The sequence below is a fragment of the Negativibacillus massiliensis genome, assembly GCF_900148495.1.
GTDB classification, from domain to species: Bacteria; Bacillota; Clostridia; order Oscillospirales; family Ruminococcaceae; genus Negativibacillus; species Negativibacillus massiliensis.
Genome location: NZ_FTRU01000007.1, coordinates 374934 through 400208, shown reverse-complemented (window position 1 = coordinate 400208; position 25275 = coordinate 374934). Strand labels below are relative to the sequence as shown.

Below are 25275 nucleotides of genomic sequence, written 5' to 3'. Positions count from 1 at the left end.
TGCGAATGACAGCCATTACGATAAGTCCCTGCAACGCGAAATGACCGTTTGGACTTTGTTTCGGCTGATGGCTTGATTGAAATAGGCAACTGTGTTGCGATCAGCATATCGCATATCGACAATATTGATTGGAAGATTGCCAGAACCTATGAACAACAGATACTTGGGAGACAACGGAAAGATATAGCCGTTCATGTTTTTCGATTCTGGAACGCTATGATATTGAAACGCTGGATTATCCGAAGTGATAAAGTCTCCGGCATCGCCGTAAGCCTCAAATAGAATCATTTGGAGCCGCTGACTTCCAATATCCAAGAATGTATGGAAATGACCGCCTTTGTTTTTATATAGCATTCGGTATAGTTCTGCATACCATAAGCCATCTATAAAGCCATCAGCCCATCCTTCAATTTCGTTCCCGTTGCTCTCGCCAGACTGTGTATCAGGTTCTCCGCGAAAAGCTGGAACGAGTATATCGTCTCGAATCCAGCTATATATACCTGTCCCATCAAACCGGGGATTTCGACAAAGCATCATAAAGAAAAACGCAAGCATATCCTTTGCTGTTTCCATAGAAATGTGCCTCTCGCTTTTCCCATCAATTCCCGATTCATCTGAGTTCATTTCAGTGATGAACTGCTCCAATAGAGATTGCCAATGTGTTTCAAAATGCGAATCCAGACCATCTTCAATCAAATAAGAGTTGATGGCATGAATATCATTCAGGATGGCGTTCTTTCGGGCGCGATCTCCTGTGTCATAGAAGAAATCCCATTGGTCAATCTCCGAGAGATGCTTGCGAATGCTTGATTTCGTTTTGATTACACTATAACCAAGTTTTCCATAAACAGGCGGTGTGCGCTTTATTCGCAGGATCTCATATATCTGCTCAACAAAATCAGCCAGTATCTTTGGGCAAGATTGTGTGATGTAGCTGTGGGCAAAGTCAACAGTATATAGTCTGGATTCCCAAAGTACAGCAGTTATTGGCGTTCCATGTCCACGTTTCTCATCGTGGTCAAGTCTGTAAACACCTTGTATCTGCTTGTTTGGTTCTTGATCTGTTGTGACTGATGTTTCCCACGCTTTGAGGTAAACACGAGGCACATAATGCTGCTTTTTAGTTGTTCCCACAGTTACACTCCTTTCGTCACTTTATCTTCGCCAGCACATCGGCAAACAGCTCGTAGTTGTGCTTCACACCGTCATCGAGGTCGATCTGGATGTTCTGATCGGCAAGATGATGAATTTTCTCTTCGTACTTCTGAATCTCAAGTGCCTGTTCTTGGAGCTTCTTCTGCTGCTTGGTCAACTTCACACGCTCCGCAGCTCCGGCGTGTTCGATGGCGTCCGCGAGATGGGTAAGCTGGGTGCGATAACGCTCCTGCTGCTCGTGAACATAGTCGGTTCGCATCCGGGCAAGAAGGTCGCTCTGATAGCGGTGCATATAGATCAGAGCCTTGAAGCCGTTCTTCTTGCCACTGTCGAAGAGCCAGTAGATCGGACGCTTGCCCGAACCAGTAACGGAGTATGTGCTGCAATGGTCAGCATAGAAGTCATTCAGGAAGTAGCTTCGGATGACCTCGCGGGGTGTTCCCTTGCCGCCGAGCGCATCTGCGATAAACTTGAGGTTTTCTTCCAGCGTTTCCTTTCCGTAAACGGTTTCGACCCACTTCACAAAACGTCCGGTGATGTCATCGTCGAAATAGTCATCATCACAGATGGGAATGATATTGTCCGTGTCAATCGAGAAGGACTTATAGTTATTCTGATTGACCTCGTGATAATAGGAGCCATAGGAGACAGAACCATCCGCGTTCTGCTTTGCGAACTTTTCAAGCTCAGGATCCTCACCGTCAAGCGTCTTTGTGGTTTGCTCGATCTTGCTGTACCCGGCAAAAACCAGACCGGGCTTATCCAGCGAATACCGCCCGAACATACATCCTACGGCGTAAGAAATGAGGGAACGAATATCTCTTCCAAGATCAGCCTTTCGCACAGTGACATCCTTGTCCTCAACTTCGGGCGTAAGTTCTCCCTGCAATCCGTAGATGTCAATGAAGATACGGTTGAGTTCTTCCTCGTTAGTTTTTAATTGCTGGAATCTTCGTTCAGTTGTTGCTACCCACATCTGATAGGCTGCGCTAATATGATGAGCAGGAGAGTTTTGCTCATCGAAATGATAAGTAGCGGCGTATTGCTGGTTTTCAACCAATGGGTGAAGTTTGAAATCCCATGAGGTTTCAAACGAATCCCAGTCAGACTTCACTATATCGACTGTCTTGCGGACTAAATCATCAATATAGTTAGACTGCTTCTTTATAATCGGAACCAATGCCATCTGACCAACTTCAAACTTCATGTTTGGAGCCAGAATTTCAAGTAGCTTCTGCGACACAATAGAATTGAGAAGTCCAAACAGATAGAACAAGTCGTGATCTGCGAATACGCACGGTCCGGACGCATTGGAAATATACCCTTCGGGCTGATACCTAAATGCAATCTTTCCGGTTGCAGTAGTATCGTTCCACGAAATACACTCTCGTAAGTAAAACTGTGTATTTCGCAAAACGGATCGAAGTTTTCCATCTTCATCCTTGAAGTTCCTTAATGCAAATCCATTGTTTTCCCAATTTACAACGTAGTCGTTATTTCCATACCAGCGTCGGAAGTCTCCTCCTTTGGTCATCGGGAACCATTTGCGCCCGTTACCAGTCATGCTGAATTTCTGACCAGATACCTCGAACCACAAGCGGATAAATGTATCATTGTCTCCCGTAGTTAGTCCTTTACGGGGGTACGCAAAGTCGCTCAGGGGTTTTTCAGTGTCAAGGATCTCCAAAAGCCGTTTACTTGTTGAGTAAGCAATCGGATAGCTCCCAATGTTCAAGAATTTCTTTTGCTCAGCAATGTAGAGACCTTTCCTTTCAAAAAACCACCGTTCTTTTTGCTCAACAGAATCAACCGCTCCCATTTCATCAAAAAGTTGATGGAACGTTGCAGCATATCCTTTTTCAAAGGATTTTCTGATAACAAAGGCAGTTGTACCGAAGTCCGATCCAAAAATACCTCTTCCACAATGCAGCATATTTACAAATGTATGTTTAGTCAGCAATGAGTATCTGAGGTCTTCAAAACTCGACTTAGACATCCAAACAGGAATGTTTATCATTGCCATCATTCCGGTCTTATTGCACATGGAAAGAGTTTTCTCCATGCAGATAGTGCTTAAATCATACCTTGAAATAGGATAAGCCTTTTTCGCATATTGATTTAGCTTTTCTGATGCGTTACTTATCCCCATATACGGCGGATTCGTGACCACCACGTCATACTTCTGCGCCATAACCTCAGCAGCCTGAATCAGCGGCAGAATGCTGTTCAACACGATCTCGCGGAACATACTGATGTCAGCCCGCACTTCCTCGACTCTGGCATAGAGGGCGGCAAAGTCCACCTGAGAAATGTTCAGAATGGAACCATATTCCTTTGCATCTCGCAGCTCGTCCATCAGAGTTCCAAAGTCCTTCTTGAGCTTCGGATCGTTGTTGGTGAAGTATTCAACGGAGCTGCTGTCCAGCCCATTGCTCTCGACGATAGCATACACATGAGGTTGAATGCCACGGGAGAATACGCGGCGGTCATACTGCCGTGCCTTCATCATGACAGCAAAATAGGCAAGCTGCGCTGCACGGTCATCAATATCGAGACCGTAGAGGTTGTTTTCAAGAATGCTCTGCGCAGCGTCCCGCTGGCTATACCCGCTTGCCTCATAAATCTGCATCAGCACATCAAAGGCATAGACAAGAATATGACCACTGCCCATGCAGGGGTCGATGACCTTGATGTCTTTGACATCCAGCGTGGCGTACTCGTTCTGAATCTCGTCAAGCTGCTTGCGTACTTCCTGCGTCTGTTCCGCTTCGGGCAAGTAATACTTCCAACCCATTTTGTCGGCAATCAGCGTTTCTGTTGCAATGCGTTCAGATTCCGCTTCGTGCCAAGTCATTTCATCCAAGCCGCGACCGTCCGCATAGATGCCCTCGTTCTTGCGCTTGTCTACATAGATTCTGCCGAGGCTGTTTTCAACCATATAGCGGACAATCCAGTCCGGGGTGAAGAGCTGCGTTGCAGAAGGAATGCGTTCCTTGGTGATCTTTACATTCTTCTTGAGCAGAGCAAAGGTGTCATCCTTGAGTTCGGAGTTGTAATACTGGTACAGCCAGCCGATGATCTGCACCTGATCCGTCCAGTCCTTTTCGGGAATATCCGCAACCATGTGACCGAGAACGCTGTCCTGTTTCAGAATGTTGTTCGGCAGCAGAAGCTCGGTATAGCCGCCCATTTTCTCAAACATACGGGGAAGAGGGTCGTTCAGTGCGTTGCACTGCGTCAGCAGCAGATAGCGATAGAGACCTTCGGTGTCGTTGCTTTCGATATACTCCGCAACTTTCTCCCGGTTCAGTCCCGGAAGGTCAAGGTGCAGGACATCACTTAAAATCTCCGGCTTGAACGCGCCGGTACTGTCGGAAAAGACACGAATGTGGGAGGGCAGATAGTTGTTGACCTCCATAAAGCGCAGGGCAATAAAACGGTTGAACCAAGTGTAGGCAACCTCTTCCATAACCTGTGTATAGCCTTTTGAGCGGATCTGATCGACAAGCTCCTTGCGCTGCTTCTGCTCATCGCCAGTCAGTGCGCGTCCGCCCACCGTCACGGCGTTTGCCTCGCCGCAGCCTTCCTTCGTGATTCCATACTGATAAGCTCTCTGCGACACCTGAGCGATCAGCTCGTTCCGCGCCCAGATTGCAAATCTTTGTATTGCACCTTTATTCATGCTCGTAATTCTCCTTTAGTTGATCTGAACGCCGTCGCAGCTTTCCAACGTTTTCAGCAGCTTCTCGCGGATTCCATCGACGTACCGGTCAATATCCTCCTTGGATTGCAGACGCTTGACAGAGCAGAGGTCATACCGGCGAAGTGTCGTAATCTTCGGCATCTTCGGAGCGGGCTGTGCCGTACCTGTACCGACCGGGGTAGTGCGTTCCTGATGAGATGCAGACATAACCTCCATGCGACGGCAGATATTGTCCTTGTAGGTGAGAAGCTGGGTGATCATAGCGTCCAACTCGGTGAGAGAAGATGCGTTCTTCGCCGCCTCACGCTTGCCGACAAAGTAATCGTCTGCCTGACGTAGCAGAACTCCAGCATCCCGTGCCTCGGTTGCAAGCTGATGAACGTCCTGCATACACTGACGGATATTCTCGACAACCTCATCCTTCTTCAAATCCAGCAGACCGGAGTATGCCGTTTTGACCTTTTGAATCAGCTCCGGCAGCTCACCAATGCGGTCATAGGGCTTCGGCTGTGCAAGGATGGTCGCAATAGTATGGAAGACCTCCAATGTATCCGCATCAGAAGCAAAGTAGTCACGTTCCTTGTTCACGCGCTCCATCTGACGCCGTGCCTCATCATACACACTCCGCTGCGACTTGAAGAAGAACTCCACACCCTCCATGTCCTCAGAGCAATCCAGAAGGTCTTCCTGACGCTGCACCATGCGTGTGAGAAGCGCAACATTGTCCCTACGCTGACTCAGAACATCATTCATAAGGTCGTGGGCTTTTGTGACAACTTCCTTTTCCGGGTAACGGAACTCAGAATAGGCTTTATCAAGAAGCTCCTGATAATGCTCCTGCTTTTGGGTAAAGGTGTCCAGCACGAAGCGGATCAGCCCATCCTCATCAGAAGGAATATCCATCGCGCCAAGATAGTCCCGGAGGAAGGCGATGCTCTTGCGCATAAGGTCCTCGGACGGGGCAATTCTGCGGGTAACGACTGCCTTGTCGATCTCGGATTTTTTGCGCAGATAATCAACCAGTCTACGCTCGTCCTTGCCAACCAAAGCACCGCCGTATTTGATGGAGATTTTCTGCTGAGAGATCAAACGAGCAATCAGCGCAGCAATATCAATTTCACGCCAGCCGTAGGGAATCGCCTGATACCGGCGCTGCACATCGCCCATTGAGGTGCTGAGCATCTTCTGATTTTGAAGCTCAAGCCACTGGCTGATCTCGTTCAGCGCATCCTCGTTGTTTGCGCCCTGACCGGTGAAGGCAATCTGCCCGTCATCCGTTCCATTCAGGATGGAAAGAATGTCTGCGTCGCTCTCTACGAACCGGTTGACCATGTTGAGCTTGGAATAGACGCTCTCAACCAGACCGTTCATCGCGGCGTCCAGCTTGTCTTTCGCGTTGCCAGTCTTGATGTCCATGACCTCGCCGTGGACAATGACCTTTGCACCGACGATAGCTTTTTCAATATAGCTACGCGCTCTTTCTTCCAGAATGCGCGCCTGTTGCTGCCGCTTGCGGATAATGTCCTGAATGCTTTCGGGAAGCTGAGATACGTTCCGCTGCTTGACATACTTGCGGATCTTCATCGCCTGTTCCAGCTCATCAAAATACGGCGTCTCATTGGAGAGCACAACGATTGCTTCGTTGTTGACCTGAGAATCCATAATAAGCCGTTCGTTCGGCGCACCGTAGTAGTCGCTTGCCACGGTAACAATGCGAAGCCGCATTCCTCCGCAAGCAGAGCCGTTCAGGGTCTCGTCAATGTATTGGTCGTAGGCGAAGTCATACTTGTCATGTTTGAATTTCTTGGAGGGATAGATTTCTCCGTAAACGGTCTGTGCAATGCTGGTGATGACCTGTGCGCTGTCAACCGGTGTGTTCTTGATGTCGATGGCAATGTCCTGTTCCTCGTCCGTCAGGAAGGCATAGGTATCGCCATTGCGAGAAATGTAGTTCTGCGAGAGAAGCCTTTCCAGCGAGGCGGAAACCGAAGCCCGCAGCGCAATCTTATCTGTGCGGATGTCATCGATCATGAGGATGGAGATATTGTCGATATTCGCCTTGATGTCCTCAATATAACGTACAAGGTAAAGGAGCTTCAGGACGCTGACATCCTGCTGCTCAAGCCCATCGTGATTGTCTGCCGCAGTCTGGCAGCGGTCGATAACCCGTCGGATGGGGCTTTCGAGGAATGTGTGAACTGTATTGTAAAAAAGATGGAATGGAACCAGAGCATTTTCATCCTTATCCTTCACATCCTGTGCTGCTTCTTGGAAGCCGGAGAGCATGGAACGCTCACCGCCGGACAGATGCTTGCCGGAATTGCCGTGCTTGCGAATCTCGGCAAGCACCTTCTGGATCACGATGAACTGATACGGCACAAAGGGGAAAGTTGCAGAAAACTCCGCACCATCCGTAAAGCCCTTGATGTCAAGAACGGGATTGTTGAAAGTATAGAGGTTTTTGAGTACGGCGTGTTCCTTGTCATAGACCATGCGAAGAAGCTGATCTGCCGCATCTGTTTTCGCCAGAACACGCTTTTTGATAACTTCATCAACGGAGGACGAGGAAAGGCTGAGGCGCGTATTGAAGCGTCCCTGAATTTTGGAAAAGTCATTGCCGGTGATATGGACAACGGAGTCAATCGCCTCCTGACTTGTCACCATGACCCAAACCTTGCCGTGGCAGCGAATGCCAATCTCTTCTACAAGAGATTGCAGATTGATCATCAAGTCACCATCGTCACCAATGTACTGACCGACTTCATCCACCATAAACAGCAGTCGGAAATCCTTGCCCTTGCCGTCTACATATTCCTGAATGTCAGCTACGAGCTGGGCGATGCTCAGCTCATTCGTTTCCTCACCATTGAACCAGTTCCGCGCCGCCTGTTCGCTCATGCCGAGCGTAGATTGCAGAACCGAAACAATGTCATCCTCAAAGAACGCAAAGGAATCGCGAGTCTCCGTCCAAGGCGCACCATTGACCTTCTCAAAGGCTTCGCGGAACTGCTGCGTCTTGCCTTGCTTTTCAATGAAGCGTTCCAGCTTGGCAATTTTCAGATCATCGCCGTAAAACCCGCAGTGATTGTAGAACATCTTTGCAAAGACGCGCAGCACTGCGGTCTTATCCTTCGTGAGAGGACCTTCGATGTCAATGTTGAAAAGGATAGACTGCGTAGGCACGGACACACTTTTAACCGCCTGAGCATACATCATCGGGTCATCGAATTTGTCTGCAAAGTAGTCAATCGCTCTTTTACCGCAGACTTCCTGATTGGAAAGCAGGTAAGAGAGGATTTTCAGGAAATGAGATTTACCACTTCCAAAGAAGCCGGAAATCCACACGCCGATTTTATCAGTCGGCTGGTCGATAGCCTTTGTGTAGTTGTCAAAGAATGTGCGGAAGTGACGGCGAAGCTCCTTGGTAATTATGTATTCGCTGAGTTCCTGTTCCAAACTCCGGTCATCATCCTGCATAACCTTGATAACGCCGTTGATGTCTCTTTCAATGTCCTTCTGGAACATATTCTGTATTTTCACGTTGCTACCTCCATTATAGCAGATTGAATGCCCGATAATAATTGCCTTCTTTGAACTCGTCGAATAGATTGAGCGTCTGTCCATTGAAGGTTCCGGGATAGAACATCACAATAGGGATGTCTTCAAAGAGATGCTGCATACTATCAAGCATCTTATGGGAACGCATAAACGGATGAATTTTTCCAATTCCTGTCATGAAGAGAACATCCTGCCCTTTGATATGGGGTGAATAGTCCATCTTGGCAAGGAGAGCTTCCGGTGTGGCGATCTTCTGCAACTGATCCAGAAGATACTTTTTGCCTCGTTTTTCTTCTAACCCTGCAACTGATTTCAGAATGCGCTTGTCCTCCAAAAGGGAGAGAAACACTTCATAAAGGTCGCACTCAATGATCCGATATGGCGTGTTCACCTCACTTTTTAATCTGCGAATATAATCCTGAACGATCAACTCATCCTCCGCTTTGTAGCAGAAAACATGGATACCAACTTCGTTGCTCAGTCCTTTGTTTTCAAGGAAATCCTTATTCGAGATACGCTCTTTGATCCTGTCTAATTCCTGTTTTATCATGGTCGTGTCCGCCCGCCTATCTAAAGTAATTAAATGCCGGAAGTGCATCATAATCGTTGTTTGCTTCGATACCTCGTTCAAGTTCTTCACAGAGAAAAACGGGATTCAGCGTGGTGTCTTTCAGCCCGTCCAGATACCCTGTCTCTATCAGCATCCGAACGAGAACACTTTTGATTTTGGTGATTGTCGCATCACTCCAAGCGGCAACAGAATCATCCTGTGCTTGCAATCTGGAAAAAAACGCATTCATGTCTTTCCTTGAGAAGTTCATGTCCTGATTTCGGTATTTTTCGCCTATCACCTGAATCATAAACTCCCAGACCAAACGATTATACCTCATCACCGCGTATAGATTGATCTGCTTTGCAATCTCATTTGGTGCAGAGGCAAGCTCGTGAACAAGCTGATCGTTGCCGAGCGCGTCCAGCCGCTTATAACAAGCTCTTGCCAAACGGGAAACTTGTCTCTCTGTTGGATATTGAAAGAGGTTATTCTTCTTAATCCGCTCGATTGCCTCATCAATTTTCAAGCCAGAAACATAGTATTTTGCAGCAATTCTTATCTCGTAGAAGAGAAACTGTTCAGCAGTTAAGCTGCCGTTATAAGGGTGCGTCTGATCCATTATATTTGCTCCATTCCTAATAGCATACTGTACCATATTTCCTGTCCCATATTTAGGACTGTGTTGTGTTGTCAGGGACAAACTCCACAATGTCACCGATATTGCAGTCAAGGCAAATGCAGATTTTTCTCAGAGCTTCCATTGACACGTCTTCACCTTTTCTGAGCTTGGTCATTGTGCTTGAAGAAAGACCGGACGCCTTATGAAGATCACCCTTGCTCATTTCCTTATCGACGAGCAGTTTCCACAACTTTTTGTAGCTTGCTTTCATGACTTTCACCTCAGCAAAGTATGTAAAATAAACCTAACTTATATTATAGCACAAGAAGGTCTGCTATTCAATAGAGTTTCGTAAACTTTGGGTGAATACGACCGATTTGCACGAGACATTCATCATTTTCGATTTGGATGATATACAGCTAAAGGGAAAGACTGTGCTGGTCAAAAACCAGCACAGTCTTTCTGTTATTCTCTTTGATTATCTTGAATTTGCTCAGGCTCTTGGACTACACTCGGCTTGAGGAAAATATCTACATTTGCCTTCATGGTGTCGATCATCCGAGCTTCCTTTTTGAGCTTCGCACGTTCATCATAGAGCCGCTGTTGCTCTTCAAGAAGTCGCTGCTGTTCCGCTTGCAGTGTCTTCAAGCTCGGCAGTTTTTCATCGCCCTGCATGGCAAGTAATGTGCTTCTCGCTGCCTCAAAGATCACAAGCTCGGCTTCGTGCTTTGCTTTGAAACCCGACTTATCTTTTGCCTTCTGGAATGCGTCATATACGGGCTTGAGGCGCTGGTAGTTGGAGATGTTTTTGATAAGCGGCTGGACTTCCCGCAGTCGTGCTTCAACGCCTTTCAGTTCCTTGCCGGTGCGGTCATAGGAGCTGTGAACGTCCTCGACCTTCTTCTCAAGATCGGCGTATTGGAGCAAGTTGTTTTCCGTGAGATAGTTGAGTGTCCGTGCAGCTTCTTTGAGGATAGTGAGCTTTGCTTTATATTCGTAACCCTTGCTGTCGATGAGCCTGATCCGCTCCTGAATATCTCCGATGAGAGAGATGCCCTTCGGCGTGGTCTGTCTCTGACTTCTTCGGGGCGTCCGTCCGGCAATCCGTTCCTTGATGCGTTCCTCGGTGTAGTTCTCTCCGATGGTTTTAGACCGGGTAAACCGCTCCTGACCTTTAGCGCGGAAGGAGATGTATTTGCCGGTCTTGATTTCATAACCGGCTTCCTGCATGAGCCGCAGAAAGTCATCGTAGTCCTTCGCTGTAATGACAAGCCGGTCGATGGTCTGCTTGAGTTTCTGCTTCCAGCTCGTGCCGCGTTTGGCTTCGGTGTACTCCTTGTAGCCCATGCCCTTGTTCTGAGAGGGAGGGATAACAGAGAGACCGTTTTCCTTACAGAGCCGGTCGCTGACCTCACGCATATCATAGTAAATCCGCTTATAGCTCTTGTATGCGTGGTAGTTCACAAAGTCAACCGCATTGAAAATCAGATGGTTATGAACATGGTCTTTGTCAATGTGCGTGGTCAGCACATACTCATATTTTCCTCCGAGGATTTCATCTGCAAACTGCTTGCCGATCTCGTGGGCAAGCTCCGGTGTGACCTCTCCAATTTCAAAGGACTGGATCACATGACGGGCTATGATCCTGACCGGATTCATCCCTTTTTGCTCGGCTATTTTCCGCGTCCATTCAAATTCCCGCGCTGCGGTCTCGCTGGCACAGCCGTAGGACGAGACCAGCAGCTTCTCGTCGGTCTTTTCGGGATTCAGAATGTACGCGATTGCCTTGCTCAAAGTTCCTCGGATTGCTTTGATTTTAGTAACTGCCATACCGCATCCATCTTTTCTTTCAGCTCGTCAATATCGTCCTGATAGAATCGTCCCGTCGAGTTGATTCTGCGGCAGACGGTATTGATGTTCACGCCGATCCTGTTGATTTCGGCGGCGAGCTTTTTCTGCTCTGTGTAGTCTACGACAATGATGTAACCGTCGATCAGCATCTTCCTTGCATACGCACCGAAGTTCTCCGTGCCGATCATTTCCATCTTCTTTGCAATCGTTCGTTCTTCCTGTGGTGTCAGCCAAATCTTCTTCTGAATGTCTCGTGTTCTTCGTACCATGCTGCGCCCTCCGTCGTAAAGATTAGAAGGGTTTGGGACTATCCCAACAAGCAAAAATCTAATGTTAAGGGCAGGGTCCCCTTAACTGATTTTTCTCCGGTGGGTACTCACCGGATTTGCTTGCTAATCTCCCAAAATCGTATTCCCCGAAGATTCCTCCGTGAAATGTCCCTTCACTTTACAACGGACACAAAAAGGGCGTTTGTTGAGTACCGGATTTCAAAAAAGTCAAAAAATCATTGGATTTCCCATGTGAAAGCCACTGTGTCTGTCACATCAATATCAACCGGCTCAATCTCAGGTGCGGCGCACTTGCTCATCGCCATGAGAGGCTGAATGCAGTCTTCAACATCGTAGCTTGTTCTGGAAAAAACATTGAGTTCGCCCCAGTTGTAGTCGATGTTGAGCAACTGCCCAAGCGTACTGCCTGATGCTTTGCAAAGAATCTCCGCCTTTGCCCTGGCGTTCTCCGTCGCATTGATCAGCAGCTCTTCGCTGACTCTTGCCGGATTTTTCACGGTGAACGCAATGCTGAGTTCTGGTTGCGCCCCACAATCCGCAATCGCAGAAATGACCTTTGCAAGCTGCTTGCTGTCAAAGTCAAAGGCAAGTTTCAAGCGATAGCTGCAAGCATATCCGGCAAACTCTCGCTTGTAATTTCCTTGCCGATCCTTGACATTCTCGTACCTTGTCTGGACATCAAAGCTCGTGGTTTTCAGGTCTTCCTTGCGATACCCAACGCGGACTGCGGCACCTTGCAGTCTTTCGATTCTCTCGGCAGCTTCCGACATTGCGCGGTCATAGGTTTCAGATAAGACTTCAATGTTCAGGGATAGGATGATGTAATCCGGTCTTGCGGAGACATTGCCTGTCCCTTTTACGGTGATTATTCTCATTACTTTCTCCCGTCCTTTCTGGAATTGTAGTCCTCATCAATACGCTTTTTCCAATTCGTACCCAGCGGTACGCTGCATCGGACAGCGGAAACCGCTTCGCTCAGAACTTCATAGTTGAGTTGCGTTCCCTCGCGGTCAGAGTGGTAATTGACCGCTCGATCTGCTCCAATTCCAAAATGCTTTGCCGTCTCAACTGCATCAATGTTTGCACCGAGGAAAAGAAACTCCCAGCCGTACTTTTCCTTCTGTCGCTCAATCATCTTCTTGACCTTCTCGCTGTCATAACGGCGGCTTGCATTCTCCATGCCATCCGTTGTGATGACGAACAGTGTGTGTTCAGGGACATCCTCTTTTCTTGCGTACTTATGGACATTCCCAATGTGATGAATCGCTCCGCCGATAGCATCCAGAAGCGCGGTGCAGCCGCGAACGGAATAGTCTCTGTCGGTCATCGGATCCACCTTCTGAACCGGCACACGGTCATGGATAACCTCGCTCACGTTGTCAAAGAGAACGGTAGAGATCAATGCCTCGCCATTCTCTTTTTTCTGCTTTTCAATCATGGAGTTGAATCCTCCGATGGTGTCTGTTTCCAGTCCGCTCATAGAGCCGCTGCGATCAAGGATGAATACGATCTCCGTCAAGTTCTTTCTCATGTTTTGTACCTCCGTATATAAAAATATGACTGCTTGGTGTCTCACCTTACAGTCATATTGTACTTCGGTATTCACTTCATTTGGTCGCATGGCAAGCGACATTATTCTAAGGACAAGAACAGCTCTCCGTCAATGCTTAGGATGTCATCCATCGGAATCTTCGTGCCGTCCTGCATGGTAATCAGGCGCTCAAAGTCATCAACCTTTATGACTGCGCCGGTTGCAGTTACATACGCACCGCCAGCTTTGCGCTCATCAGGTTTGAAGTAGGTTATTTCAACCTCCGGCTCTTCATCAAGGGCATCCATGAGAAGCTGATACCTCATGTTCAAAGCGGTCAAGGCTCCCTCATCAAGCTCAATCCTTTCGTCGGTCAGACGTCCGGTTTCCTTGATTGCAGAATCATAGCCGGTGAGGGCGGCAAAGGGCGCAAACTGCGCTGCACGATCTGACATCGGCATTTGTGGTCGCGTTTTGGAAACGTGGTGAGGAAGTCCCATGATCTCGTCGTATTTTCCGTTCACGCCTTATGCCCTCCAATCTGCGCATTGCGGTCTTTCGCGGTTGCACCTTCTTCAAGATTCATTGCCTTGAGGATGGCGTTCTTTCCATACTTCTTCTTGATGGCAAGCGTGGCGGCTTGTATCTTCCGCTCACGCTCCAAAGCGGCATCTTCGGCTTTCTGTTTTTCCTCTTCGGCGGCATAGTCGGTAAAGAGGTCGAGCTGGACTGCACCGTCGTTTTTCTTCGGTACATCAGCTTCCGGCAGGACATGATTTGCAACAACATACATACGGCGGACAAGCAGATTCTTATCCACGATCCGGTCGAAGAGTTCTGACACAGCACACATTATTTTGCGAGTAGAGGATGTGTGACCGTCGAGGTTAATAGAGCCGTGCGCCTGTTTCGGAATCTGCCTCCCATAATGATCTGTCTCCACCGCGCCGTGATACTTTGCCCGTCGCGCCGGATCAGTCAGGTTCTCAATGTCGTAGCCAACTGTGAGAACCATCTGGTCGGTGACAAGCCCCTTGTCTACCAAGTCCAGCACAAGCAAGTCCGTCATTTCCCGCACAACCAGCTTCGCCTTCTGCGGCTCATAGGGGCAGTGCAAAACCTGACCAGAGCTGAGGCTGTTGGATCTGGGACGGTACGCTTTGATTGCTTCAATGGTGGTCGGTTCCCATCCCCACGCATGGTCAATGAGCAATTCCGCATTCTTGCCGAACAGCTTGTAAAGCAAGTCCTCGTTCCGCTCTGAACAGAGGGCAACATCACCCATCGTGAACATCCCGTTCTGCTCAAGTTTCTTGGCAATGCCCCGACCCACGCGCCAGAAGTCCGTGAGAGGCTGATGAGACCAAAGCTCACGCCGGAACTTCATCTCATCCAGCTCTGCAATGCGGACACCGTTCTTGTCGGCGGGGATGTGCTTCGCCACAATATCCATTGCCACTTTGCAGAGAAAGAGATTCGTCCCAATCCCAGCGGTTGCCGTGATGCCGGTTGTCTCAAGCACGTCGAGGATGATCTTCATGGCAAGGTCATGTGCCGAGAGCTTGTAGGTGTTCAGGTAGTCCGTCACGTCCATGAACACCTCGTCGATGGAATAGACCACAATGTCCTCCGGCGCGATGTACTTGAGGTAGACCTGATAGATGCGGGTGCTGTACTCCATGTAATACGCCATTCGGGGCGGCGCAATGATAAAGTCAATCGCCAGAGACGGGTTTGCTTGCAACTCCGAGAAGAAGTGTGATGTGCCGTCCAGTCTGCGTCCCGGTGCGTCGTGCTGCCGTCCGGCATTTGCTTCCTTCACACGCTGCTTGACTTCAAACAGCCGCCCGCGTCCGGAGATACCGTAGCTCTTGAGGGAGGGCGTGACGGCAAGGCAGATGGTCTTATCGGTACGGCTTTCATCCGCAACAACAAGGTTTGTGTCCAGAGGATCTAAGCCGCGCTCCCGGCACTCCACGGAGGCGTAGAAGGATTTCAGGTCGATTGCGATGTAAGTGTGTTGTTTCACCTTCTTTGCCTCCGCTTTCTTCTTAGATCAGCCCTAATGACATTTCATTGGAGCTTTTAATGTTGAATACGATACGCCATTCAATATCACCCTCCACCGGCTCAAAGTGTAGAGAGGAACAAACTGCATGAAGTTTTTCTTTTGAGCTGTCTCCACACACGATTGCGATTGGACCGTCCGCTCCGCCGATAATGCCGATACAAGCAATATCGTTTCGTGCCTCTGGTGCATAGCGGTCAGAGCATGGCGCAATTTCCAAAGGCTTGTCCCCCTCAGCGCAATCACAGATCGTAACATCGCTGTCAGGTTCAGGAGAAAGTGTATAGCTCATAGCAGTAAAATGCGTAGGATAAAACCAGCGGTCAGAACCGTAACGCTTTTCGGAAATTGTCTGCTGCTCTAATTCCTGTACAGTCAATGTGTATTTTTTTCCACTGACCGGATGGAGGAAAGAAAACGAATCACCGGGAGCGTGTGCCTTGAAATGTGGTCCCGGGACACGACACGACTGCTGCTCCATTGTAAGGGAGAGGGCTTTTATTTCAGGACGGCGTTTGCTTGTCCACGGAAAAGCTGCCCGAAAAATCATCCATCCATAGGATGTATCCAAATCATAGTGTTCCAATGCCCACTTTGCTTCCGCTTCATTGATCATCCCGTCTGGCAAACATGGATTAAAGACCACGGAACAGCCGTGGGAGGTCAGCATTGTTTTCCCGTTCAATTCCAAACGAGGAATAAAGTTAAGGCAAAGTGGATTGTCTAAATCTATCTGCATTTGCTGCTCCTGCGTGAAGTATTCGCAGGAGTCGTTTTCGGGGTGTAAATCCCATTTAGTTATGAACTTGCGAATGTCTTCTTCCGGGGTACGCATACAAAAGTCCATGACGAGTCCCTTGCTGCAAGAATACGCCGCAGGAATAACCCAATGATGCCTCGCCCAGTCAAATTGCTTATTCAACCGGATTTCCGTTCCGGCATGGTCTTTTCCCGAATGTCCCCAGAAGTTTCCATCAAAGTAGACCTTCCACTCAGGCATGGTCGGTTCTGCTTCTGGGTTCATATCAACATCATAATAGTCCTCGGTGTACTTGATCTTACTATAATCAAAAGATGCTTGCAGCTTTTTGATGTATACCCACGGCTGTTCCATAGGCGTCAATTTCATTTTCTCAGCAAGCTCTGATAGCGTTCTTTGCTGATCCTGCGTTGGAGGGTTGTCCTGCAAAAAGGCTTCAAACTGGGCTTTATCCCACATCCACGCCTGTTCCAGCGCTGCCGAATCACTGCAAGCAAGGAGCAACCTCAGAAAGTCTTCAAAATCGTTTGCCAGCGGATGAACAAAATCCGGAGCCGAGTTCATGGGACTGACGGAAAATACCATACCGCCAAAGTCTCGAACAAAGCAGAAGTGGATGCCGTCCACACCCGCCCAGCCAAAAATAGATGCACCTTTTGGCGTGCAAAAGTATGGGTTGTTATCTTCACGACGCTCCACCCCTACGGGCGAAAGGTCAATACCACTTCGCAAAAATTTCTGAAACACTTTATCCATAGACCTTATGCTCCTATTAAACTTTGGTCGAAGGCAAACAGAGCCTCGTTGATCTCAAAGACATTATAGTTCCCATGCTCCACGAAATACTCCACGATGATGTCAAACTTGTTGGAGTGGGAGAGCGCAAAGCCAGCCTTCATGAGCATATCCTTCATTTCAACAAGCGGCAGCTCAAGGGCAATGGCAAACGCAATGACCGTGGGCTTGGAAGGCTTATAAGACTTGTCCGAGCGGATCTTCGAGAAGAGCTTCCGGTCAATATTCGCCTTCTTATAGCACTGCGCGTCCGTCATGCCGCGCTCATCAATCTTTCGCAGAAGCATCTCGGAAAAACTCTCGTCGATCTGTCCCAGCGCGTCATCAAGGGTTGCCGCCTTTTTGGGGGCAGCCGCCGCAGAGACGGGAGGCATGAGCTGTTCGATTGCCTCTTCACAAACGGATGCCTCGCAAGGCATGGGTTCTTCCATCCGGAAGGCGTTCATCCTGCGCAGACGCTCGGAACGATTATCAGTATGCTCATCCACATAGCGGTCATCTATGTACGCTGCAATATCGGCAAACAGCTTGCCGCTGATCTGATAGGCTTTGCGGTCAAAAATGACGATGTACACCGTCATTTCATTTTCGAGAAGGAAACTGCTAATGGTGTCAATCGCCACTTTGAGAGCCTGATCCTTCGGATAGCCGAAAATGCCGGAGGAAATCAGAGGGAACGCAGCCGATTCGCAGCCGTATTCCTTCGCCAGCATGAGCGATGTCCGATAACAGGATGTCAGTAGTTCGCGCTCACCATGCCGTCCGTCATACCAGCGCGGACCGACAGCATGAATGATATATTTGCAGGGCAGCTTGTAGCCCTTCGTGATTTTTGCGCTCCCGGTTTTGCAGCCGTGGAGCGTTTCACATTCCGTCAGCAGCTCCGGTCCTGCAGCACGATGAATGCAGCCGTCCACACCGCCGCCACCCAGCAGCGACTCGTTGGCAGCGTTGACGATGGCGTCCACCTTCATTTTCGTGATGTCATTTCTGACGATTTGAAGCGGCATGATTCTATCCTCCGTCCTATCAAAGCGGCATCGGTGTCCGGGCGATCAGAATGACCGCCAGAATCGCGCCCACAAATGCCGCTGCCCCTACGACCGCCAACACCTTTTTGTCGAGCTTCTTCTTCGCTGCCTTGCCAATCAGCGCAGCGCAAGCCATGCAGACAGCCGCAGCAACAAGCGCAATGCCCAGCGTTTCCCATAGCCAAGAAAGTTCATGTAGGATTTTCATGCGATCATCATCTCCTGTTCGTTAAACTGGAATTTATAGTCCTCTCAAAACCAATTTGCTTTTTCTTCTCGAAATACGGGAATATCACTATCTCGATATGGATTGTAATTATGAAGATTGCAACCAAACTCTTTTAATGATTTTATTTTGTTATCCTGTGTCCATACAATTAAAGATATTCCGTCAAATTCTTCAACATTTCCATTATTCATTTTGTTTTTAAAATACCACTCCACGATTGTTTGATTGCCTTGATGAAAAAATTGCTTAATCTCCCAGACAAGAACACTTCCGCGTGTATTCCATTCGTCAAACCAGTGCTTTACCGTTTTGCGGTTTTCATATTTAGGACTCCAACTCTCAGTATATACAACATCATCTGTAAAAATATTGTCAATTCCTAAATCTGCTTTCTTAATCCACATATCAAACCATAATCGGATAATTTTTTCTCTCTCGTTCATAAAGCACCTCCACAACTTCCGATTTGTCTGCCCCTTAAAGTCCAAGTCCTTCAACCCACGCCGCAAGCTCCTGATGCCCGACGTTGCCCTTGAAAACTTTGCCGTCCATCAGCTTTGCGCCTTTGCAGCTCGGCGCAAGGCGTTCGTTCGTCTTGCCAATGCCGCTTCCTCCGGAGGTTGCAAACGGGATGATCGTTTTGCCGCTCAGGTCATAACTCTCAAGGAACGTATTGATAATCGTCGGCGCAACGTACCACCAGATTGGGAAGCCCACAAAGATTGTATCGTAGTCCTTCATGTTGTCCCGCTTCACGGCAATTTCCGGTCGTGAAGCGGGATCGTTCATTTCAATCGTGCTGCGGGCGTTCTTTTCCATCCAGTTCAGATCAGCTTCCGTGTAAGGCACCTTCGGCTCAATCTCAAAGATGTCCGCGCCGATTGCCTCAGCCAGCGTCTCGGCTACCTTTGCAGTCACGCCGGACGCAGAAAAATATGCTACAAGTTTATTACTCATTGTGTTCTTCCTCATCAATCTTTTCATTTCCTTCATTCAGCATGAAGTATAGCAGAGCTTCCAGCAATGTTGCCATATAATGAAGCGACCAGTTTTCTTCCGGCTCTTTTGTCATCTTATCAAGCACGGCTCGAAAAGCCGTGGTACGGTCAATCCTTGTTTCCTCATCAATGCGGTCAAGTATGCCCTTCATTTTCAGGGCGAGTTCTTTTTCCTCGTCAGAAAGCTCCGGTATGCCAAGTAACTCAGATAGTTTCTTGTCCTGCATAATAGCATCGTATTCGATGTATGACTTGTGTTCGGCTGACATCAATTCTTCAAAGTAGTTGATAAAAATATGAACGCGAATGCCACCTTCTTCGTCCGGGGAGAAGCAGACGGTTTGCGATTTTTCTGCAATTTCTTTCAAAAATGCAAGGTCTTCTGAGTCATCGAACTCCGCAAACGGAAGAAACATATTGATTTCCGCGTGCCAACGATGATAGTCCACGATTCCCTTGATATACCCGCGGTGTTGCTTGACAAACGCATCACAGCGTTCCAGAAGATACTCGTAGTTCTTCTTGTCCTCCGGTACAATGATCTTTGGTATCTTGTCCATTGCTTCGGAGTACGCTTTCAGCATACCACAATTAACTGCGCGGTCAAACACCTCATCGCACCATTTATCGTATTCGGCAGACTCGGTTTCCCGGTAATCCTTCTCAAAGATAATATCGTCCATTGCGTTACCCCTTTATGATTTTCTCAAGCTGCATTTTGGTCGCGTTAGGCAGACGTGATTGCAGATGTTTTAGGATACGTTCTTTAGATTCCTGCGGGTCTCAATGATATTACTCATTGCTCATACCTCTTCTTCCTCGATAATTCCGTAGTCAATCAGGACGTTCTCTTCGGCGTACTTCGGGTAGACAATACCCATCATCTCATACCGGTAACGCCTCACCCTGCGAAACGACTTAACCGGTTCCGGTACATAGGCGGCAGTCTCGCAGTGCGCATACTCCGGCATTTCCGCAAGATCATCCCGAACGGCACGGATAAGCGCATCTGCCACATCATCAATGCTTTTGCCGGTCTCCACGGCAACCAGTTCGTGCTTCCGGACCGCCTTGTCCAGATCACCGGGGGAGCGAAACAGCTTATATTTCATATCATTGCCCGTCCTTTCTCTCTATCGTTCTGTCTATTCTTCCTGAAATCTGTTCTTTAGGGACGCAATCATCGCTTGTGCGGCAATGCTTAGATACAAAACTCCAATTTCATAGATAAAGTCGCGGTCGATCACGATAAAGTATTCTCTAACGTGTGTAAAAACCAGTTCCAGCAAGTCCTTGTACAGTGGATCATCAAAGGGCTTGAACCGCGTAAACTTGCTTTTGGCAGCGTCCCATGTCATAGACGCCTCGCCCTCAGCACTGGTCATCGCCTCGCAGAGAATCATGCTGACGCCCATTTTCCCGTTGCCGGTCAGGAGTTCTCCTTCGTAATAGCTGAGAAGGTCTTTCTTGCGTCGGAGCGGAACTACGTCGCAGTTGTCATCCAGCTCAAATGCAATCAGCTCCGCCGCGAGTTCCCGCCAGACCGCATATCCGGCGTTAATGGTTCCGTCCTCTTCGCGGCTGATGGTATCGTCCATGCAATATCGTTCATAGAAGTTGTCTCCGCCAAGCTCGTTGCGGGTGCAGAAGATATGCGCCAGCTCATGCAGAAGAATGTGCTTCAACTCTGCCGGATGACGCGCTATGTCTGTCCGCAGCAGGATCCCGTCCACGCCATCTTCTTTGCCAACGAAAGCGGAAGCGTGAAAGTCAAAATAGCCGTCCTCTTTATATTGATCTGTCAGGCGATCCGGGAAATACTGCTTGCAGAACTGCTCAAAGACTTCCTGCTGGTTTTCCGTCTGAAAGCAGCGCAGCACAAGATTGTCCACTCCGAACTCCGTTCCCAAGCGTTCGTTAAAGATGGAAGCGGCATAGAAAAGGGCTTCTTTATAGTCGTTGTTGTTCATCTAATTGCTATCCTTCATCCTCATTCAGCCCTCCGGTCTGACATTTTTCAGGAAGTCAGAGTGCGGTACATAAGGCAAGTTGAGCTGCCAGCCCATGCGGTTCAGTTCGTTGAGCTTGATCAGCATCAGGTTGATGTTTGTTCCCATTGCAGCCGAGAGCTGCACCACATCGTAGTCCTGCTTCATCAGGTCAATCAGCTCATCATCGTCAATGATCAGGTGTGAGGCAAACGCATTCGCCTCATATTCGTGTTTTGTGCGCATATCGAACAGCACGAACTCCGGGAGCGGTTCGTTTCCTTTGGCAAGATCACGGTGAAAGGTATCATGCCCGATCTCGTGACCGCAAACCATTTGCATGATCAGATACTCCATGTTGGAGTTCAGAAGAATATGCCGCTCTTTATGGCGGTAGGTGTACATTCCGAGCAGATCGTTCAGATTGTCAAGAAAATGGAGATGAATGCCCAGCTCACGGGCAATCTTCAAGGTATCTCTTGTTCCACAGCTTTTGACAATGCTGTTCGCCTTTTTGTATATTTCCTCGGAGCGAATTATCACGGGACCTTCACCCCTTTCATGTTGAAAACAGTCAAAGTAAATCCGTCAAGAAACCGAGACGTAGACAGTTATTCCTCTGCGTCCGTACCGGTCTTCTTGTATTTCTTCGGCGTGTATTTCTCAACATTCCGGGCTTTGGATTCCCAATATATATCCTGCAACGCCTTCATCACCGCATCCTTGTCCTGCTCGGACAGCGTACCGCCCGCAAACAAACCGGACATCCCTTCAATCAGGTCCTTTGCCTGTTTCATGCCACGGGAGCCGTACTGCTCGGATGCCTGAACCACAAACTCTTCGTCCTCGGTCAGCAGATAGTTCACATCCACCTTGAAGTATTCCGCGATTTTTCTGTAAGCGTCCTTGGTACGGGGAAAGGAAATGCCGTTCTCGTACCGGGTAATCATACGCCTGTTGATCCCTAGTGCATCGGCTACTTCCTGCTGGGTCAGCTTCCGCTTCTCCCGTTCAGCCTTGAATTTCTCTCCAAACGTCATTTTGGTAATCACTCCTGTTCACAAAAAGTTTGCGACATCAAATTGCGCAAGTCTATTGACAAAGGCACTTGAAGTGCGTATAATAATGACTGAGCAATCCAACTACTCATAGTATATCCTGAATTGCTCATCCTGTCAAGGGGCATGAGTAGTTGTACACGAAAAAGTTACATCTTTTGAGCAGTTCAAATGGACAGGCATTTATGCTGCCGAAGATCATCCGTACCGGCATACACCGGTATGAGGGAACAGGAGTGAGAAAAACAGAAATGGCTACACAGTACAGAAAAGCATACGTCTCGGTTACGCTGGATGTGGACAAGGAGGGGGCAATCCTCCCTCGCCTTATCTGGTGGGACAACGGTGTAATCTTTCAAATCGACCAGATTCTTTACAAATGCCGCGCCACATCCAAGAAGGTTGGGGGCGGAGGCATCCGTTACACAGTTCAGATTCGCGGAAAGGAGTCATTTCTTTTTCACGAAGGAGACAAGTGGTTTGTCGAAGCAAAGGAGGACAACTGCTCATGATTTTATCCCAGCGCCAACTTGAAGAAATTGCAGCCTCAACAACAAAGGACTTCAATCGGTTCTTTTTCGGGGATGAGGCGGACAAGCCCGACCGATCAGCTTTGCCAACACCCATTGATCAGTTTGCAAAGAATTATCTCGGTCTTCGCGTATCATTCGCCCGTCTCTCGCCGGATGGAAGCATCTGCGGTGTCACTGCCTATGCCGACACTGAGTACAAGATCACGGAACTTGGTATTACGCGCACACTGGCTTTGAAGCGTAATCAGGTCATCTTGGACGAGAGCTTCATTCGATCCGGCAACGTGCAGCGGCTCTGCGCCAAGCGCAGATTTACCCTTGCCCACGAGTGCGCCCATCAGATTCTCTTCCAACTGGAATCGGAAGAGGTAAAGGCTTCCTGCGAAATGAAATATTCCGCACGGACAGCCTATACGCCGCGAGAGCTGAAAACCCGCGAGGACTGGAACGAGTGGCAAGCAAATGTCTTGGGCGCGGCGATCCTGCTTCCTCAAAAAGAGGTTGACCTGGCAATGCGTCGGTTTGCAGAAACGCCGCTGATCAATTACGAGGGGAGGTATTCGTATGGTGATCACTTAACGCTGCGCCTTTTCTGCCGGTTGTTCGGTGTCTCCAAGACAACGGCGTCTATCCGCCTTCGTCAGCTCGGCTACATGGTAGATCGTCCATTCAGTGAGTATGTTGACCCATTGGAGGTGTGGTAATGAAGAGAGCATCCATTCGGGTTCAGGAACCGACGCCGGAGCTGATCGAAAAAATCCGCAGGGCAAGAGTTGCCATTTCCCAGCAAAAGCCCCGATACCTGAAATGTCCCTATTGTCAGCATAATGCCATTGCTGTCTACGAGGACACGAGAGGTCATGTAGAATCCAAGTGCAAGAAATGCGGGCGGATCACAGTCTTTGATGTGCTGAATATGAGAAGACTGCGACCGCGTACCAAGTAAAAACCGGAGGACAAGCCTCTGTTCTAAAATAAAATATATGTCATAGCTGAGCTGTGGAGCCGCCTGATAGGTGAAGTCATCCTAATGCCGCATGAGACAGAGTTTAATTGCTCTGTTTTATCGGCATGGGATTCAAACCTCACCGTCATGCGGCTCTTTTTCTGTCTTCACCCTTCCCGCTGCTCCCGCGCAGCGGAAAGGATGAACAATGAAAATCCCTAAGACCCCTATCGCGTTCGATTACGACCTCTGGACTACGGAGGACGGCAAGTGCATGGTGCGCGTGAAACGAACCGGCGAAGTTTCCGAGGTTGACCGCAAGGTTATGAGAATCCTTCGCGCAGAGGAAAAGCGGATCAGACGCTCGTATGGCTCTGACAACACCTCTGAGGATGAGGACGGCGCAGAGAAAATTTCTGATACCGTGCTGTCCCTTGACGCTATGCCGGAGGACGATGTGAAGTCCGCTGCATGGCTGGCAGACTCCCGCGACTGCATGGAGGAACTGATTACCGCCCTCAAAGAGAAGGAGCTTCTTTCCATTCTGACCGAGAAGCAGCGCGAATTGTATCTTGCGATGACCCGTGAAGGACTGACTCTTCGAGAGTTTGCCCGAAGGAAAGGCATCGGCATCAGAGCTGCATTTGACCTCAAAGCAGCGGTGCAGAAAAAATTTCAAAGAATTTTTTGAGCGGTACTCAACAAACGGCAAAAAGATGTCCGTTGTAAAGTGAAAGGGTCAATCAGACCACTTCACTGCTCCTTGAAAACTGAATAGTTCAGTGCTGCGGATCTTTCCGCTTCTGCGAAGCAACACAGCTTCCGACGCCAAGACCTCCCGAAAGGGAGTGAGCGACCTCCGGAGAGCTATAACAGTCGTGTGGTGCGGCTGCTTGCGACGATGCAGATGCCGGGTATAATGATACTTCCGTCTTTTCTTTGAATGGGCGGCTCGGAGCGATCCTCGGAGGGGTGAGAGTCCCATGATACCGATTGACCATTGGTAGTCCGCAGCATTCCCGGAACTGCAAAGTTCTTCTGGCAGGGGCGCGTGCTGCAAATATGCCGGACAATGAAACAAACCCAAAAGAAACTTACTATATAGTTTCAGGATGAAAACTATGTGGCAGGGTATCTTCACAAGATGCTCTGCCATATCCTTTTGTCCTGAATATTTTCACGAAACAGGAGGTGCTTAGAATATGATGGGCATTGAAACAATGAAAAATGTCAGCCCGAAAACGGTTGACCGAAGCACACTCGTTCAGAGAAGCAGCATCCGGCTTGATCCTGCGGCACCGCGAGAGGACAGGCTGAGGGAGTTCATTAAGCAGATCAGAAATCCCTATTGTTATCTGGACGGAAAAACTGTGGTGAAGATCAGCTTCACCGAGACGGATACGACAATGGAAGATTGTCTGGAACACTATCTGAGAGGTCTTTGATTTATGAACAGTCTGAATCTTTTCGCCCGGTTCTATGGACAAGCGATTGAGCCTGTGGTATAATTTAATCGGTCAAAAAAAGAAGAATACGGATTAAGCCGCTTGCCTTGATGGTCATGTGGCGTTTTCGTGTTCCTCTTCATAAGAGTTGAAGCAAGCCTTCG

Annotated in this window: 27 protein-coding genes; 5 read left to right on the top strand and 22 right to left on the bottom strand. The window is 48.7% G+C overall.

The window, feature by feature from the left end; translation table 11 throughout:
• Positions 1 to 15 precede the first annotated feature (15 nt).
• The 22 genes from BQ5375_RS04580 to BQ5375_RS04475 all read right to left on the bottom strand — a co-directional run bounded on the left by BQ5375_RS04580 (position 16) and on the right by BQ5375_RS04475 (position 22169).
• Positions 16 to 1134 carry a DUF4238 domain-containing protein gene (locus BQ5375_RS04580; RefSeq protein WP_008982889.1) on the bottom strand — a complete coding sequence of 373 codons (1119 nt, stop codon included), beginning with the start codon at positions 1132 to 1134 and terminating at the stop codon, positions 16 to 18.
• A 16-nt stretch (positions 1135 to 1150) separates the two neighbouring features.
• Positions 1151 to 4837 carry a BREX-1 system adenine-specific DNA-methyltransferase PglX gene (pglX, locus tag BQ5375_RS04575; RefSeq protein WP_076917492.1) on the bottom strand — a complete coding sequence of 1229 codons (3687 nt, stop codon included), beginning with the start codon at positions 4835 to 4837 and terminating at the stop codon, positions 1151 to 1153.
• 15 nt (positions 4838 to 4852) lie between these two features.
• The gene (gene brxC / locus BQ5375_RS04570; RefSeq protein WP_076917491.1) at positions 4853 to 8398 is read right to left on the bottom strand and encodes a BREX system P-loop protein BrxC; all 3546 of its coding nucleotides are present in this window, start codon (positions 8396 to 8398) and stop codon (positions 4853 to 4855) included.
• Between the two features lie 13 nt (positions 8399 to 8411).
• Positions 8412 to 8966: a DUF1788 domain-containing protein gene (locus BQ5375_RS04565; RefSeq protein WP_008982892.1), complete on the bottom strand. Its 555-nt coding sequence runs from the start codon at positions 8964 to 8966 to the stop codon at positions 8412 to 8414.
• A gap of 16 nt (positions 8967 to 8982) precedes the next feature.
• Positions 8983 to 9588 (bottom strand): DUF1819 family protein, encoded by a 606-nt coding sequence (locus BQ5375_RS04560; RefSeq protein ID WP_008982893.1) that lies wholly within the window; start codon positions 9586 to 9588, stop codon positions 8983 to 8985.
• A 52-nt stretch (positions 9589 to 9640) separates the two neighbouring features.
• Positions 9641 to 9859: a helix-turn-helix domain-containing protein gene (locus BQ5375_RS04555; protein ID WP_020990070.1), complete on the bottom strand. Its 219-nt coding sequence runs from the start codon at positions 9857 to 9859 to the stop codon at positions 9641 to 9643.
• A 194-nt stretch (positions 9860 to 10053) separates the two neighbouring features.
• The gene (locus BQ5375_RS04550; protein ID WP_076917490.1) at positions 10054 to 11418 is read right to left on the bottom strand and encodes a relaxase/mobilization nuclease domain-containing protein; all 1365 of its coding nucleotides are present in this window, start codon (positions 11416 to 11418) and stop codon (positions 10054 to 10056) included.
• The gene (locus BQ5375_RS04545) at positions 11379 to 11708 is read right to left on the bottom strand and encodes a plasmid mobilization protein (protein ID WP_076917489.1); all 330 of its coding nucleotides are present in this window, start codon (positions 11706 to 11708) and stop codon (positions 11379 to 11381) included. The genes BQ5375_RS04550 and BQ5375_RS04545 overlap by 40 nt, the downstream gene beginning before the upstream one ends.
• 236 nt (positions 11709 to 11944) lie before the next feature.
• On the bottom strand, positions 11945 to 12604 hold the full coding sequence (locus BQ5375_RS04540; RefSeq protein ID WP_076917488.1) for an SIMPL domain-containing protein: 660 nt from the start codon (positions 12602 to 12604) through the stop codon (positions 11945 to 11947).
• Positions 12604 to 13260: a VWA domain-containing protein gene (locus BQ5375_RS04535; protein ID WP_076917487.1), complete on the bottom strand. Its 657-nt coding sequence runs from the start codon at positions 13258 to 13260 to the stop codon at positions 12604 to 12606. The genes BQ5375_RS04540 and BQ5375_RS04535 overlap by 1 nt, the downstream gene beginning before the upstream one ends.
• Before the next feature lie 101 nt (positions 13261 to 13361).
• On the bottom strand, positions 13362 to 13784 hold the full coding sequence (locus BQ5375_RS04530; RefSeq protein ID WP_008396798.1) for a YolD-like family protein: 423 nt from the start codon (positions 13782 to 13784) through the stop codon (positions 13362 to 13364).
• The gene (locus tag BQ5375_RS04525) at positions 13781 to 15289 is read right to left on the bottom strand and encodes a Y-family DNA polymerase (RefSeq protein ID WP_076917486.1); all 1509 of its coding nucleotides are present in this window, start codon (positions 15287 to 15289) and stop codon (positions 13781 to 13783) included. The genes BQ5375_RS04530 and BQ5375_RS04525 overlap by 4 nt, the downstream gene beginning before the upstream one ends.
• A 22-nt stretch (positions 15290 to 15311) precedes the next feature.
• Entirely contained in the window at positions 15312 to 16844 is a 1533-nt protein-coding gene (locus BQ5375_RS04520; RefSeq protein ID WP_076917485.1) for a hypothetical protein, read from the bottom strand.
• Between the two features lie 5 nt (positions 16845 to 16849).
• The gene (locus BQ5375_RS04515; protein ID WP_076917484.1) at positions 16850 to 17893 is read right to left on the bottom strand and encodes an O-acetyl-ADP-ribose deacetylase; all 1044 of its coding nucleotides are present in this window, start codon (positions 17891 to 17893) and stop codon (positions 16850 to 16852) included.
• 19 nt (positions 17894 to 17912) lie between these two features.
• Positions 17913 to 18122, bottom strand: a complete 210-nt coding sequence (locus tag BQ5375_RS04510; protein ID WP_006573505.1) for a hypothetical protein — start codon at positions 18120 to 18122, stop codon at positions 17913 to 17915.
• 44 nt (positions 18123 to 18166) lie between these two features.
• Positions 18167 to 18586 (bottom strand): nuclear transport factor 2 family protein, encoded by a 420-nt coding sequence (locus BQ5375_RS04505; RefSeq protein WP_006573504.1) that lies wholly within the window; start codon positions 18584 to 18586, stop codon positions 18167 to 18169.
• A 34-nt stretch (positions 18587 to 18620) separates the two neighbouring features.
• Positions 18621 to 19100, bottom strand: a complete 480-nt coding sequence (locus BQ5375_RS04500; protein WP_006573503.1) for a flavodoxin — start codon at positions 19098 to 19100, stop codon at positions 18621 to 18623.
• Complete coding sequence (locus tag BQ5375_RS04495) at positions 19093 to 19824, bottom strand: hypothetical protein (RefSeq protein ID WP_006573502.1); 732 nt, start codon at positions 19822 to 19824, stop codon at positions 19093 to 19095. The genes BQ5375_RS04500 and BQ5375_RS04495 overlap by 8 nt, the downstream gene beginning before the upstream one ends.
• Positions 19825 to 19944: 120 nt before the next feature.
• A complete protein-coding gene (locus tag BQ5375_RS04490; RefSeq protein WP_006573501.1) occupies positions 19945 to 20253 on the bottom strand; it encodes a hypothetical protein in 309 nt (102 codons plus the stop codon).
• 33 nt (positions 20254 to 20286) lie between these two features.
• Positions 20287 to 21111 carry a hypothetical protein gene (locus BQ5375_RS04485; RefSeq protein WP_033119694.1) on the bottom strand — a complete coding sequence of 275 codons (825 nt, stop codon included), beginning with the start codon at positions 21109 to 21111 and terminating at the stop codon, positions 20287 to 20289.
• A 24-nt stretch (positions 21112 to 21135) separates the two neighbouring features.
• The gene (locus BQ5375_RS04480; protein ID WP_005934746.1) at positions 21136 to 21672 is read right to left on the bottom strand and encodes an ImmA/IrrE family metallo-endopeptidase; all 537 of its coding nucleotides are present in this window, start codon (positions 21670 to 21672) and stop codon (positions 21136 to 21138) included.
• 68 nt (positions 21673 to 21740) lie between these two features.
• Complete coding sequence (locus tag BQ5375_RS04475; protein ID WP_005934745.1) at positions 21741 to 22169, bottom strand: helix-turn-helix domain-containing protein; 429 nt, start codon at positions 22167 to 22169, stop codon at positions 21741 to 21743.
• A 203-nt stretch (positions 22170 to 22372) separates the two neighbouring features.
• Between BQ5375_RS04475 and BQ5375_RS04470 the strand changes: the two genes are divergently transcribed.
• The 5 genes from BQ5375_RS04470 (at position 22373) to BQ5375_RS04445 (ending at position 25111) form a co-directional block, all read left to right on the top strand.
• The gene (locus BQ5375_RS04470) at positions 22373 to 22699 is read left to right on the top strand and encodes a hypothetical protein (protein ID WP_033119693.1); all 327 of its coding nucleotides are present in this window, start codon (positions 22373 to 22375) and stop codon (positions 22697 to 22699) included.
• On the top strand, positions 22696 to 23424 hold the full coding sequence (locus tag BQ5375_RS04465; RefSeq protein WP_008816141.1) for an ImmA/IrrE family metallo-endopeptidase: 729 nt from the start codon (positions 22696 to 22698) through the stop codon (positions 23422 to 23424). The genes BQ5375_RS04470 and BQ5375_RS04465 overlap by 4 nt, the downstream gene beginning before the upstream one ends.
• Positions 23424 to 23666, top strand: a complete 243-nt coding sequence (locus BQ5375_RS04460) for a hypothetical protein (protein ID WP_005934741.1) — start codon at positions 23424 to 23426, stop codon at positions 23664 to 23666. Before BQ5375_RS04465 ends, BQ5375_RS04460 begins: the two co-directional genes overlap by 1 nt.
• Before the next feature lie 208 nt (positions 23667 to 23874).
• The gene (locus BQ5375_RS04455; RefSeq protein ID WP_005934739.1) at positions 23875 to 24357 is read left to right on the top strand and encodes a hypothetical protein; all 483 of its coding nucleotides are present in this window, start codon (positions 23875 to 23877) and stop codon (positions 24355 to 24357) included.
• A 511-nt stretch (positions 24358 to 24868) separates the two neighbouring features.
• Positions 24869 to 25111, top strand: coding sequence for a DUF6870 family protein (locus BQ5375_RS04445; protein WP_006573495.1), 243 nt, complete (start codon positions 24869 to 24871; stop codon positions 25109 to 25111).
• Positions 25112 to 25275: the final 164 nt, after the last annotated feature.